This window comes from Tardiphaga sp. vice154 (assembly GCF_007018645.1).
Taxonomy (GTDB): Bacteria; Pseudomonadota; Alphaproteobacteria; order Rhizobiales; family Xanthobacteraceae; genus Tardiphaga.
The window spans coordinates 2,600,076-2,612,737 of the sequence record NZ_CP041399.1 but is presented as its reverse complement, the minus strand read 5'-3'; the positions used below and the strand labels follow the sequence as shown (position 1 = coordinate 2,612,737).

Here is a 12,662-nt window from a genome sequence, read left to right as displayed (position 1 = left end):
AGCGAAGCGCAGACAAGCGCGCCACAAGGCGCCATCGGCACATGGGAGGACATCATTATGCTCGACAAGGCCCCGAACGGAAAAGTCTCCAAACTGCTGGCGACGCTGGACAGCGCTCTGACCGCCGGCGACATCGACCGCGCGCTCGACCTGTTCCAGACCGACTGCTACTGGCGCGATCTCGTCAGCTTCACATGGAATATCAAGACCATGGAGGGCAAGGATCAGGTCCGCGCGATGCTGCAGGCGCGGCTTGCCGGCACGAAACCGTCGGGATGGAAGATTGCCGATGGCGAGGCAGCAACCGAGGCCGACGGGATCATCGAGAGCTGGATCCAGTTCGAGACCGCGGTCGCCCGCGGCTTCGGCCATCTCCGCCTGAAGGAAGGCCGGATCTGGACGCTGCTGACCACCATGGTCGAACTCAAGGGCTATGAAGAGCCCGTCGGCTTCGACCGGCCGATGGGCGCCAAGCACGGCGTCGACCGCGATCGCAAGACCTGGAAGGAAGAGCGCGAGCAGGAGACCGCCGAGCTCGGCATTTCGCGGCAGCCCTATTGCCTGATCATCGGCGGCGGCCAGGGCGGCATCGCGCTCGCAGCCCGGCTGCGCCAGCTCAAGGTGCCGACCATCGTGATCGAGAAGAACGAACGCCCCGGCGACAGCTGGCGCAAGCGCTACAAGTCGCTCTGCCTGCACGATCCGGTCTGGTACGACCACCTGCCCTATCTGCCATTCCCGCCGAACTGGCCGGTGTTCTCGCCGAAGGACAAGATCGGCGACTGGCTGGAGATGTACACCAAAGTGATGGAGCTGAACTATTGGAGCTCTACCACCTGCAAGAAGGCGACGTACGACGAAGCGGCGGGCGAATGGACCGTGATTGTCGAGCGCGACGGCCGCGAGATCGTGCTGAAGCCGAAGCAGCTGATTCTGGCGACCGGGATGTCGGCCAAACCCAACATCCCGAAATTCGAGGGCATGGATGTCTTCAAGGGCGACCAGCACCATTCGTCGCAGCACCCTGGGCCGGACGCTTACAAGGGCAAGAAGGCCGTCGTCATCGGCTCGAACAATTCCGCCCACGACATCTGTGCAGCACTTTGGGAAGCCGGCGCCGACGTCACCATGGTGCAGCGCTCGTCCACTCACATTGTAAAATCGGACTCGCTGATGGAAATCGGGCTGGCGCCGCTTTACTCCGAACAGGCGGTGCGCTCCGGCATGACCACGGCGAAGGCCGATTTGATCTTTGCCTCATTGCCCTACAAGATCCTGCACGAATTCCAGATCCCGGTTTACAATGCGATCCGCGAACGCGACGCGGATTTCTACAAGCGCCTCGAGACCGCCGGCTTCATGCTCGACTTCGGCGATGACGGGTCCGGGCTGTTCATGAAGTATCTGCGCCGCGGCTCCGGCTACTACATCGACGTCGGCGCCTCCGAGCTTGTCGCCGATGGCAGCATCAAGCTGAAGAGCGGCGTCGATGTGAAGAAGTTGACCGAGCATTCGGTGATCCTGACAGACGACACCGAACTGCCCGCCGATCTGGTGGTCTACGCCACCGGCTACGGTTCAATGAACGGTTTCGCCGCCGACCTGATCTCGCAGGAAGTCGCCGACAAGGTCGGCAAGGTCTGGGGCCTCGGCTCCAACACGACGAAAGACCCCGGCCCGTGGGAAGGAGAGCAGCGTAACATGTGGAAGCCGACCCAGCAGCCCGGCCTGTGGTTTCACGGCGGCAACCTGCACCAGTCGCGGCACTACTCGCAATTCCTGTCGCTGCAGCTCAAGGCCAGGATGGCAGGCATCCCGACCGACGTCTACGGACTGCAGGAGGTGCATCATCGCGGCTGAGCGACCGGATGCCAACCGTTCAGCCGCCGAAGATCGCATCCTGGTCCATGCGCACGGCGCGCAGCACACGGGTGGCTCGCCACCGCGCCTCTTGGGTGGCAATGCCGTAGGTGATCAGCAGCGAACGGCGCGGGGCGGTTTAATCATCGCGCGAAAGCCGCAATGCTGTTCCTGGGCGCAGGGGGCGGACACGCTGGCCTGTATGATCCCGACTATGATTTCCCGGACGAATTGATCGGCGTCGGTGCGCGCGTCTTCATGCGCACGCTGCGCGATCTGCTGGGCTGACGAATTCTTCTCATGGCCGAAACGGCCGCCAGTCACGAAATCAGCCAGCCAAATGCGCGACGCAGGAACGCCTGGCCTCTCTCTGCAACCGGCGTCCCCTGGGCCATCAGATCCCGTCGTGCTGCACGGACAGGCCGGTGACAGCCTGCTGTTCGACGGCAGCTTGCTGCATGGCGAAACATGCAACCGCCCCGGCGAATTCGCCGGAGCGACGTGCTATCAGTCCCGCGAACACGATCAACCTATATGGAATCCAGCCGTGGTACGCATCGGCATTTTGACCGTCTCCGATCGCGCCGCGCGCGGCGAGTATGCGGATCTGGGCGGCCCCGCGGTCGTCGACTGGCTGCGCCGCGCTATCGTCACGCCGTGGGAGCCTGTCAGCCGTATCATCCCGGATGGTATCGACAGCGTTCGCGACGCGTTGATCGCGCTGTGTGACATCGAAAGGGTCGACCTGCTGTTGACCACCGGCGGCACCGGCCCGTCGCCGCGCGATTGCACGCCGGAAGCAACCGAAGCGGTGATAGAGCGCGTGATGCCGGGCTTCGGCGAAGCGATGCGGCTGGCCAGCCTCAAGCATGTCCCGACCGCCATCCTCTCGCGCCAGACCGCTGGCCTGCGCGGCGCCTGCCTGATCGTCAACCTGCCCGGCAAGCCCGCTTCGGTGGCGGTCTGTCTCGATGCGGTGTTCGCCGCGATCCCGTTTTGTCTCGATCTGATCGGCGCAGGACGCATCGAGACGGATTCCGCGGTGATCGAGGCATTCCGGCCGCAATGATGCGGCCGGAATGCCGCGGCTCTCATGACATCGCCGTCAGCACCGGCACCAGTTGCCTCGCCTCGTTGACCAGAGCGGCAGTAAGCGCCGGCATCGGATCGCGTTTCGGATAGATCAGGCCGATCATCGTGCTGGCGTCGGGCGCCACGATCGGCACCGCGGCCAGCTCCGGCGGCATCGACCAGTCTCCCGCCATGATGCGCGGCATCACGGTGGCCAGTCGTCCGGCACGCAGATGGGAAAGCCGCACGGTGGAATCGTTGCATTCCAGCGCCGGCTGCACGGCGACGCCGACCTCCTGGAAGATGCGATCGTAGATGCGGCGATTCCTGGTATCCTGCAACGGCAGGCACAGCGGCAGCGTCGCCACCTCGTCCCACGTCACCGTCGCCTGGTCCATGAACGGCAGGCTGCGCGAACAGACCAGGCAGTAGCGCTCGTGATAGAGCGGCAGTTCGGCGTTGCGGCCGCCCGACTCCTCGTCGAGGTAGCTGACGCCGACATCGGCTTCGATATTCTCGAGCCGCGACAGCAGTTCGGCCGAGCTACAGGTAGCGATCGTAACATGCACGCCGGGATAGCGCACCCAGTAGGCATTCGTCAGCAGCGAGAGGATCGGCAAAGCCGTGGAAATCGCGGCGATCCGCAGATGACCGGAATTGCCCTGCTTCATCAGCTCGATCTCGGCGTTCATCGCGCGAAACTCACCGACGATGCAGCGTGCCCAGTCGAGAATGCGCAAGCCCTCCGGCGTGAAGCCCATGAACCGCGCGCCGCGATCGACCAGCAGGACGCCGAATTGCAGCTCGAGCTGTTTCAGCGCCGCCGAAAGGTTCGGCTGCGACACGCCGCAAACATGCGCCGCGCGGCCGAAATGCTTCTCCTTTTCAAGCGCCAGGAAATACTCGAACTTGTCATACATGGCGCGTTACCTGAAGAAACACCTGTGCATCCGAACTTCCGGTATTCCCGCCTGATTCCGGCGGCTCGGGCGCAAGCGCAACGTCCTTGATCGCGATCGGGAGGTCATTCAGATACGCCTCGCCGCCGCCGGGCGCGGCGAGCATCTGCAGGCAACCGCGTCCCCACGTCATGCAACATCGGCTCCGATGACGAGGCATGAGCGGGCTGCGCATCTACCCGGCCCGACGCCATGCTTGTCATGCATCGGACATCGCCATGGCGCCCGTTCTGGATCCGAGCCCGCCGGTGATACGCCGATGCGACCATTTTGGTTTTACGCAAATCAAGATGTTACGGCGCCGAAGTCCGTTTCCACGATCGCTGACCAGGCGCCCCTATTTCCCGGCAGCCGCGGTGTTTCCCGGCGCGGACTTGCCCTCGGTCTCGGCCAGCGGCAGCGGTGTCAGGCCGCCGAGACTCTTGCGGTAGATCACCCAATAGACGAAGCCGACAAAACCGCCGCCGCCGACAATGTTACCGAGCGTTGCAGGAAGGATGTTGTGCGCGATGTTGAGCAACGTGACGGTCGATACATCGACGCCGCCCGGCACATGCCCGGTCTGCACCAGCACCCAGGCCATCGGCAGGAAGAACATGTTGGCCACGCAGTGCTCGAAGCCCGCGGCGACGAAGCAGGACACCGGCAGCCACATGCCGATCATCTTGTCGGTCACCGAACGACCGGCATAGGCCAGCCAAACGCCGAGGCAGACCAGCAGATTGCAGAGGATTCCCTTGAAGAAAATGGTGACCATATCGGGCGCCATCTTGCCGATGGCCAGCTTCAGCACCGCCGCGCCCGCCTCGCCCTTATTGAGATCGACGAAATGCGACACGTACAACAGGAACACCAGGCCGAGCGCCCCCACCAGATTTCCGCACCAGACCAATGTCCAGTTGTGCAGTACCTCTGCGGTCCGGAGCTGGCCGTTGCACCAGGCCATCACGATCAGGCAGTTGCCGGTGAACAGTTCGGCGCCGCCGATCATCACCAGCGCCAGTCCCAACGTGAACACCGTGCCGCCAAGCAACCGCTGCAAGGCAAAGCCAAGCCTCGGATCGGCCAGCACGATCAGGAAGAACATGCCACCAAGGCCAATCGAGCCCCCCGCCACGACCGACAGCATGAACTCGGGCAGGAACGGGCTGCGCGCTTTCTTGACGCCCAGTTTCTCGACCCTGTCCTGAATTTCTGCAGGCGAATAGGCGTCCGAGCCGAACATTTGCGAAGTTGCGTTGTTATCCGCCACCGGTCACTCCTTCTTTTGCGCGGAGTACAGAAGCGCAGTTTGGCGGGTTGGACGTTGCGCTGGGTCACGATGCCGGCAACAGATGCCAGAATGCGTGAGCCGGACCGGCTTGATCGTCGTGACGGCCTGGGCGAAGCTCCCCACGCAAGCCTTGGCGGTTTGCGCATTCGGATAGGAAAAAGACGTCTTGCCAATTGAAACAACCGCGGTCCCCTCCAGCGCGGCATGGCTGGGCGGGCTTGGAGCCGTGCCGTTCATCGCCCTGGCGGGGGCGATGCCCCTGCTCGACGGAGCGACCCGACCCGGGGTCGCCTACGCGCTGCTCGCCTATGGCGCGACGATCCTGTCGTTTTTGGGCGGCATCCATTGGGGCCTGGCCATTTCGCCCGCGGGCAGCCCGGACACAACGAGACGTGCGGCCCGAATGATCCTCAGCGTGACGCCGTCGCTGGTCGCGTGGGTCGCCCTGCTCGTCGCAGGAAACACCGGACTGTTGCTGCTGGCCATCGCCGTGGCCGCCATGCTGGCGATCGATCTGCGGGCGACGCGGCTGGGCGATGCACCGCCCTGGTATCCGAAGCTCCGGATTCCGCTCAGCTGCGTGGTGGTGGCGTCGCTGCTGGTCGGGGCGCTGCTGTAACGTCGGCTCACGGCATGCGCGGCAAAACCCGTCCGGCAAGACGGGACAGATAGGGCCGCACCGGCAGAAACGCCCGATAGGCCAGCTCGAGCACCGGGAGCACGCCCGGCAACGCCGCCACGCGCGCCGCCCAGCGCCATTTGGGCAGCCGCGTCCACACCTCGACGAAAGCGGCTGCGCCCGACAGGATGCGCCCGTCCGCCGCACGGACATGGAAACGGGCCATCGCGCCCTGTTGCGTGACGCCGTCGGGGGTGACGGCGCCGGTCGCGGACACGTCGACGAAACAGATCGCGCCAGCCTGGTCGAGCCGGCGGTAATAGCCGATCTCGGCCTGGCACAGCGGGCAGGAACCATCGAAATAGACGGTGGAGGGCGACAGTGTGCGGTCCGGGGTACTGTGATCGTCGCCCATATTGCATTCCCGTTTCCGTCGGCTTTGGCCGGCGAGGTTACGATAGCATGCATCCCGTGCTCGGCGCCATTGAGATCGGCCGAAAGGTTCGGCCAGCGCCGCGTTGGCGATGTTGCCGGCGGCCGGCCCGCGGATCGCCTGTGTCGCAACATCTGAGCAACGCCGATAGCGTATCACGATCGCGTCAGGGAGTTTTCACATGCCGACACTTCGCCAGTTGGAATATTTAGTGGCCATCGCGGACGTCGAACATTTCGGACGGGCAGCGGACGCCTGCCATGTTTCGCAGCCAACGCTCAGCCAGCAGCTTCGCGCGCTGGAAGAACGACTTGACGTCGTCTTGATCGACCGGCGCAATCCGGGGGTCGAGTTGACCCCGGTGGGGCGAGAGATCACCGCGCGCGCACGCCGGGTGATCATCGAAGTTCAGGACATCCGCGACCTCGCGCGGCGCTCCAGAGACCACCTCGTCGGCACCCTCCGGTTTGGTGTGACGCCCACTCTGGGACCATATCTCATGCCGCCGATCGTTGCCGCGCTTCACCGCGAGCAGCCCGACCTGAGACTGCACATCAGGGAGGGTATCCCCGAAGAGCAGGCGCTCTTGCTGTCCCGGGGTGGCCTGGACATGCTGCTCGGACCGCTGCCGATCGAGGGAGGCGATATCGAGATCCAGCCCTTGTTCCGCGAACGGCTGTTCATCGTGGCAGCTCCCGACCACGCGCTGTCGCAACGCGCCAAGTTGCGCCTGTCGGATCTGTCAGGTGCCAAGGTTATCAGCCTCGAACCACGTCATCATCTGCATCGACAGGTCGCTGAAGTCTGCGCCGATCTCGGCATGGTGCTGTTGCGCGACTACGAAGGCACCAGCCTCGACAGTATCCATCAGATGGCGGCCTCGGGTGTGGGACTGGCGATCCTGCCGGAGCTTTACCTGCGATCGGATGTCGGCGGACTGGCGGGTGTCAAAGTGCTCGACCCCAAGGGATGGAATTTCACGCGCAGCATCGCAGCCGCCTGGCGATCGGGTGCCGCCTATGGCGACGCCTACCGCGCCATTGCCAATCGCGTCGATGCGGAGGCGCGCGCTTTGCTCGGCACGCCAAGAGTCGGCGCCGCGCCTCGATAGGCTGAGACTATCACGATTAACGCAAAATCCGATTAGCCGCCTATCGACCCGGCGACTAGATTGACCGTGCGGACCGGGCCCCTCTGACGACTGGCAAGTCGTGATGTCGGATCGAGATGAAACCGCTCGTGGAAAGAGCGTCTGGATCGGATCGGACCAATGGAATTTCTGGAATTGATGTGGCTCGGCAAGCCTTTATGGCTGTGGCTTGCTTTCCTTGCCATCGTGGTCACGTTGCTGGCGCTGGATCTTGGCGTGTTGCACAAGAAGCAGCGCGAAATCGGCGTGACCGAGAGTCTCGCGCTGTCCGCCGGCTACATCAGCCTCGGCCTCGTGTTTGGCGGCTGGGTCTGGTGGTACCTCGGCGAAAAGGCCGGGCTCGAATATGTCACCGGCTTCGTCATCGAGAAGAGCCTGGCGATGGACAACGTGTTCGTGATCGCTATGATCTTTAGCTACTTCGCAATCCCGCGCCAGTATCAGCACCGGGTTCTGTTCTGGGGCATTCTCGGCGTCATCATTCTGCGCGCGATCATGATCGGGCTTGGCTCGGCGCTGGTTGAGAACTTCGGCTGGGTGCTCTACGTCTTCGCGGCCTTCCTGATCCTGACCGGCATCAAGATGTGGCTGACCGCCGACAAGGAGTACGATGTCGGCTCAAGCGGCGCTCTGCGCTTCATCAAGAAAACCCTTCCGGTGACTGAAAACCTGCATGGCAACCGGTTTTTCGTGCGGCAGCCGCACCGGAAAACTGGCAAACCGGCTTGGTTTGTAACGCCGCTGTTCCTGGCGCTGGCGATGGTCGAAATCGTCGACGTCGTCTTCGCCGTCGATAGCGTGCCTGCGATCTTCGCGATTTCCACCGATCCGTTCATTGTCTACACCTCGAACATCTTCGCCATCCTCGGCCTGCGCGCGCTCTACTTCGCGCTGGCAGCGATGGTGCACCGCTTCCACTATCTGAAATATGCGCTCGCAGTGCTGCTGGTGTTCATCGGATCGAAGATCTTCATTGCCGATGCGTTTGGTCTGATGAAGATTCCGCCCGCGGCATCGCTGTCGATCACCTTTGCCATCCTCGCGGCGGGCGTGGGGTGGTCGCTGTGGAAGACGCGCGCGCAGCGCCCCGGCGTGGAAGGCGCGGGTTGATATGAATTGGCTGGCGATCGCCCCGTGCACCGCCAGCCAGTTCGGCGTGCTACCTTATCCATATTAGAATCCACTGCGATCGGATCGAGAGCGTCGGCCGTTCCAGCTGCCCGCTTCAGCCAATCAGGCCGCAATTTCAGGGAAAGCCGTCGTCCGCTCTTCCCCATGGACCGGTGCCCAATCCAGGTCGCCAATATATCGCCATGCCATCCGGCCGGCGTCGTCGAGCGCGAACAAGTGAAGCCAACGATTGTCGAACAGGGCACACACGCCTGGATGCCGCGCCAGGATGTCGGTCATCGCCTCACGCGGCGCCTCGATACAGACCGACATGCGAAGCGGCTCATGAACATAGCGTTCACCATCATGGACCGACTGCAAGGGGAGACCCGCCCGCATCACGCCGCCGGTGCCTTCGACGACGCCAATGCCGCCGACGACATTGTGCAAGAGCTTGTTGCCGCCACCGAACACCTCGGGCGCGACCGTCGATCCGTAATATTGCAGGCTGATCCAACTCGCCACCACCACCGGCGCCGTCAAAATCAGTTCGAGAACGCCAAAGTCCCGGTCGGCCTTCCATTGATAGTCGTGCAGGAAGGCGCGGCCTGCCAGGTTCTTGCCAGCAGTACGTACGCGTGGCGCGGCAATGAACGAACTACAGCCCGCCAGTGCCCATTCCGGTCTCACCTCAGCCCAATCGCGGCTTCGCCTGGCGAGGCTGCGCTCCCCTGCCCCGCGGGGCAGGCGCAAGGCCCGCTCGCCCCGGGCGATCTTGCCCGCGGCAGCAAGCCAAAGCCGTGCCTGACTCATGTCCGGCAGATGTGCTGCAGAATAGGTGTCCTTGTCATAGAGCGTGACGGCGTCGGTTGTCGTGTCATGCAGGGCGGCGACGAACAGGGTATCCGCCGGTATATCGATCCCTTGCGCAACCAGGCCAGTGCGAACCTCAACGTCGTTTAGCAGGGCGGCCAGCAGCCGTGCATTGACCTCGCCGGAATGGCCGCCGCAGGCGCCGCAGTGCAGCCCGCTGGCATGGGGGTTGTTGACCACATTGGCGCCGTGTCCGACGAAAAGCACCAGCCTCGCAAAGTTCGCCGTCAATGACATGGCGCGCAGCACGGTCTCGGCAGACCGGGTTCGTGCCCCGGTATCCCAGGGCAAATCAGGACGCGGCGCGGGATCGTTCGGCGCAGGCGTGGCGCGCAGTCCCAGCGCATCGCTCACGAGCTTGCTGACGTAAATCGGTCCCGTCGCCTCGACGAACGCAAAGGACGACACGGCGGCCAATTTGAACCGGCCCCAAGCCCGTCTGGCACGGGCCTTGAACCGCGCGGCTTGATCCGCTGCGGCGTCTTTGGGACCGCCCGAACGGGTGGTCATGCCGGGGTTCAGCAACACCGGCAGCCGGTGTTCGCTGACGTCCGATGCGAAGCGGCGGTGCGAGGCCGTCAGGCCAAAGAAGCCCGCGAACCCCAGGGTCTGGATCGCAGGGTTGACGTATTCCAGCGCTCGCCGGAAAACCTCCGACCGCACATCGATACAAAAGGCGGCCTGTATCGCAGGCCGGGCTTCTGCGACCGCCGGGCTTTGCGCTGCAAGCGTTTCAGCCAGCCTCCTTTGCGCCGAGCGTTCCAGGGCCTCCTGCAGGATGGCGTCAACAACATGGTCGGCAGTCGCTTGGACGGGCAAGGCATGCTTGGCGACGACAGACTGCCAGCGAGCACCGATCTGGTGCTCGTAGCGATCGAAAAGAGCCTCTTCCCAGATCAGGCGGATCGCCAAGAAATCGGTGATGGTCGTATCCGTCGTACCACCAAGCTCGGCTTGCCAGCGCTGGTAGCGCGCATATTGCGCCCAGCCGCCTAGCGTGATGAGCATTTGGTGGAAGTAGGTTTGTGCAGCCGCCATTGGAATACCGAGGCGTTGCACGACCCTCGCCTGCACATCTGCCGCGGTTTCCGGTGCCTCCGAGACATGGGTTGCAAAGCCCGACAGGCCAACAATCTCCGGCGTCAGATCGTGAGTCGCGACAGCCCGCCAAGCGGCGTAGGCGCCTCGACCGCGTGGTGCGGCCCACAGCGCCTGTCCCTCATCGAGATAACCCGCCGCCCACGCCCCGAAACGCTCGGCGATGAAACCCGGCCAATTGATCCCGGACACCTCCGCCGCCAGATCAGCAACCGTCGGCAATGCGCTGACCTCCGGTTTCGATCCTTGGACCGCCGCCATCAGCAACCCAAGGTTCGAGGGGCGCAACGCGACCGGCGCAATCGCCAGCGCCTCCGAAAGATCGGCATCGGTGATGCTGCCATCGGTGATCCGCTCGCGATACCAGCTTCGCGGCATGGTGACCGGCGCGCCCGCCACCCGCGCCAGCCGGGCGGCCACCGTGGCGAGACTTTCGTGGGTCTGGCCGAGGAATGGATTGACTGCGACACTTGACGCCAAGGGCCAGACCGGCGGGATCGCCTGTGCAGCTTGATCGGCGGCAGCAATTAGCGCCATTGCGTCGTGCTCGATAGAAGGCTTTGCAGTCGTCATTGCTCGTTCTCCATTCTGACCGGGATGCGTTGCGCAGCCGCCAGCCGCCAGCCGTGCAGCAGCCGGTCGAAAACAGCGTTGGCGTAGAAACCGTTAGAGAGATGTACGCGCAGCCCGGCGGCTGCCGGGTGGTACGCCCAGAGCGGAAACATCGCCTGAACGACCGCCACGACACCGAAGCTGAATACCGCAAGAACGATCAACACCCACTGCAACGGCCCCGGCGGGGGGGCGGCGGGCAGTACGTTCGACGTCAGCCAGACCACGAAGAGTTGCAGGGCGAAATAGCTGACGGACGTGGCGACGGCATAGACAATGGTGCGTTGGGTCAAGGCCCTCGGTGCGGCGTCCGCCAGCCCTTGAGCTAGCATATAGGCAACGCCGAAGATCAGGATCGCGCCCAGTGCAATGGCCTGCGGCGACTCGTGCCGGATGCCAAAACCGACTCCGACGACGGCGTAGATAGCGAGCGCGAGGAAGAAAGCGCGCCTGACGGCGCCGGCCTTGGGAATGGCGACAGGACCAGGCCGACGATTGGCGGCGATCAACTCGACCGCACCGCCCGAAGCGAGGAACGAATGCGCCTTGTAGAGCGAGTGGGCCACGATATGCAGCAAAGCGAGCGGGAAGAGCGCCAACCCGCACTCCAGGATCATGAAGCCCATCTGAGCGACCGTCGACCACGCCAACGACGTCTTCACCGCGGGCTGGGTCAGCATCACCAGTCCCGCAAACAGTGCGGTGAACCCGCCTATCATGACCAGCACAGCCAGCACGCCGGGTGCCAGCAACATCACGTCCGCAAAGCGGATCAGCAGAAATCCGCCGGCGTTGATGACACCGGCGTGCAGGAGCGCAGAGACGGGTGTGGGGGTTTCGATCACCTCGGTCAGCCAACCATGGGTCGGAAACTGAGCCGATTTCAGCAGCGCAGCCACGGCCAGAAAGCCCGCCGCGCCGAGCGCCAGTGCGCCGCCATCGCCAGCGCGCGCTGCACTCAGGATCGCTCCGATCTCGGTCGTTCCGTAGGCCAGCGCCAGCAGCACTGCTGCCACAATCAACGCCACGTCTCCGATCCGCGCGGTGACGAATTTCTTGGCGGCCGCCCGCTGCGCGGCGATCCGCTCGGGATAGAACAGCAGCAGCCGGTGCAGAAAGATGCTCGTCGCGATCCAGGCCACAACAAGCTGGACCAGATTCCACGACAGGATCAGCACGAGGACTGACGCCAGTGTCATGCAAAGCCAGCCCGTGAACGCGCCCTGCCGGGCTTCACCGTCCAGATAGGTGGCCGCATAGCGCACCACGACCCAGCCGATGAACGACACCAACAGAGACATCACGCTGCTGACCGCGTCGAGGTGGATCGCCCCCCCCATCCCCCGCGCATCCGCCCCGCGCAGCATCAGCAAGACGGCCGAAACGATCGCCACCCCCAGAGCGACCAGGGCCAGAGCCTCGGCCAACCGGGGAAGCATCGGCGGCCTATGGCCGGATTTCGAAAAGCCGACGGCCGCGGCAAGCAGGAGCGCGAACGGGGCGGCATAGGGCAACAGATCAATCAGCAAAGAATTTCCCCTCAGCGCATCATGCGGATGGGAAATCAGTACCAAAAGGAAAAAAGCGATAGAAATTCATTGTTC

At 63.8% G+C, this 12,662-nt stretch carries 12 protein-coding genes; 6 read left to right on the top strand and 6 right to left on the bottom strand.

The annotated features are described in order from the left end of the window. The first annotated feature begins 57 nt into the window (after positions 1-57). From FIU28_RS12165 to mog, 3 genes are all read left to right on the top strand, one after another. A complete protein-coding gene (locus FIU28_RS12165; protein ID WP_143573224.1) occupies positions 58-1,860 on the top strand; it encodes an NAD(P)/FAD-dependent oxidoreductase in 1,803 nt (600 codons plus the stop codon). A 162-nt stretch (positions 1,861-2,022) separates the two neighbouring features. Beyond that, positions 2,023-2,148 carry a hypothetical protein gene (locus FIU28_RS26965; protein ID WP_441351289.1) on the top strand — a complete coding sequence of 42 codons (126 nt, stop codon included), beginning with the start codon at positions 2,023-2,025 and terminating at the stop codon, positions 2,146-2,148. Between the two features lie 259 nt (positions 2,149-2,407). Further along, positions 2,408-2,929, top strand: coding sequence for a molybdopterin adenylyltransferase (gene mog, locus FIU28_RS12155; protein ID WP_143576158.1), 522 nt, complete (start codon positions 2,408-2,410; stop codon positions 2,927-2,929). Positions 2,930-2,951: 22 nt separating this feature from the next. Here mog and FIU28_RS12150 read toward each other — a convergent pair whose 3' ends face one another. From FIU28_RS12150 to FIU28_RS12140, 3 genes are all read right to left on the bottom strand, one after another. Further along, positions 2,952-3,851, bottom strand: a complete 900-nt coding sequence (locus FIU28_RS12150) for a LysR family transcriptional regulator (RefSeq protein ID WP_143573223.1) — start codon at positions 3,849-3,851, stop codon at positions 2,952-2,954. Then, the gene (locus tag FIU28_RS12145) at positions 3,844-4,023 is read right to left on the bottom strand and encodes a hypothetical protein (RefSeq protein WP_143573222.1); all 180 of its coding nucleotides are present in this window, start codon (positions 4,021-4,023) and stop codon (positions 3,844-3,846) included. The genes FIU28_RS12150 and FIU28_RS12145 overlap by 8 nt, the downstream gene beginning before the upstream one ends. Positions 4,024-4,227: 204 nt before the next feature. Beyond that, positions 4,228-5,142, bottom strand: coding sequence for a formate/nitrite transporter family protein (locus FIU28_RS12140; protein WP_246660952.1), 915 nt, complete (start codon positions 5,140-5,142; stop codon positions 4,228-4,230). 187 nt (positions 5,143-5,329) lie between these two features. Here FIU28_RS12140 and FIU28_RS12135 point away from each other — a divergent pair, with 187 nt between their 5' ends. Beyond that, positions 5,330-5,782, top strand: coding sequence for a DUF3429 domain-containing protein (locus FIU28_RS12135; protein ID WP_143573220.1), 453 nt, complete (start codon positions 5,330-5,332; stop codon positions 5,780-5,782). A gap of 7 nt (positions 5,783-5,789) precedes the next feature. Here the strand turns inward: FIU28_RS12135 and FIU28_RS12130 are convergent, their stop codons facing one another. Continuing rightward, positions 5,790-6,197 carry a thiol-disulfide oxidoreductase DCC family protein gene (locus FIU28_RS12130; RefSeq protein WP_143573218.1) on the bottom strand — a complete coding sequence of 136 codons (408 nt, stop codon included), beginning with the start codon at positions 6,195-6,197 and terminating at the stop codon, positions 5,790-5,792. 199 nt (positions 6,198-6,396) lie between these two features. Here FIU28_RS12130 and FIU28_RS12125 point away from each other — a divergent pair, with 199 nt between their 5' ends. Together FIU28_RS12125 and FIU28_RS12120 are read left to right on the top strand one after the other, a co-directional pair. Beyond that, positions 6,397-7,326, top strand: a complete 930-nt coding sequence (locus FIU28_RS12125; protein ID WP_143573217.1) for a hydrogen peroxide-inducible genes activator — start codon at positions 6,397-6,399, stop codon at positions 7,324-7,326. Positions 7,327-7,485: 159 nt separating this feature from the next. After that, complete coding sequence (locus FIU28_RS12120; protein ID WP_143573215.1) at positions 7,486-8,475, top strand: TerC family protein; 990 nt, start codon at positions 7,486-7,488, stop codon at positions 8,473-8,475. 123 nt (positions 8,476-8,598) lie between these two features. On the opposite strand, the gene FIU28_RS12115 is transcribed toward FIU28_RS12120, so the two are convergent. Both FIU28_RS12115 and FIU28_RS12110 read right to left on the bottom strand, forming a co-directional pair. After that, on the bottom strand, positions 8,599-11,019 hold the full coding sequence (locus FIU28_RS12115; protein ID WP_143573213.1) for a YbcC family protein: 2,421 nt from the start codon (positions 11,017-11,019) through the stop codon (positions 8,599-8,601). After that, complete coding sequence (locus FIU28_RS12110) at positions 11,016-12,587, bottom strand: proton-conducting transporter transmembrane domain-containing protein (RefSeq protein ID WP_143573211.1); 1,572 nt, start codon at positions 12,585-12,587, stop codon at positions 11,016-11,018. Before FIU28_RS12110 ends, FIU28_RS12115 begins: the two co-directional genes overlap by 4 nt. Positions 12,588-12,662 lie beyond the last annotated feature (75 nt).

Bases quoted from the DNA above. Each gene is read 5' to 3' on its own strand.
- FIU28_RS12165 (WP_143573224.1), top strand. From the start codon at position 58: ATGCTCGACAAGGCCCCGAACGGAAAAGTCTCCAAACTGCTGGCGACG.
- FIU28_RS26965 (WP_441351289.1), top strand. From the start codon at position 2,023: ATGCTGTTCCTGGGCGCAGGGGGCGGACACGCTGGCCTGTATGATCCC.
- FIU28_RS12150 (WP_143573223.1), bottom strand. From the start codon at position 3,851: ATGTATGACAAGTTCGAGTATTTCCTGGCGCTTGAAAAGGAGAAGCAT.
- FIU28_RS12145 (WP_143573222.1), bottom strand. From the start codon at position 4,023: ATGACGTGGGGACGCGGTTGCCTGCAGATGCTCGCCGCGCCCGGCGGC.
- FIU28_RS12130 (WP_143573218.1), bottom strand. From the start codon at position 6,197: ATGGGCGACGATCACAGTACCCCGGACCGCACACTGTCGCCCTCCACC.
- FIU28_RS12125 (WP_143573217.1), top strand. From the start codon at position 6,397: ATGCCGACACTTCGCCAGTTGGAATATTTAGTGGCCATCGCGGACGTC.
- FIU28_RS12120 (WP_143573215.1), top strand. From the start codon at position 7,486: ATGGAATTTCTGGAATTGATGTGGCTCGGCAAGCCTTTATGGCTGTGG.
- FIU28_RS12115 (WP_143573213.1), bottom strand. From the start codon at position 11,019: ATGACGACTGCAAAGCCTTCTATCGAGCACGACGCAATGGCGCTAATT.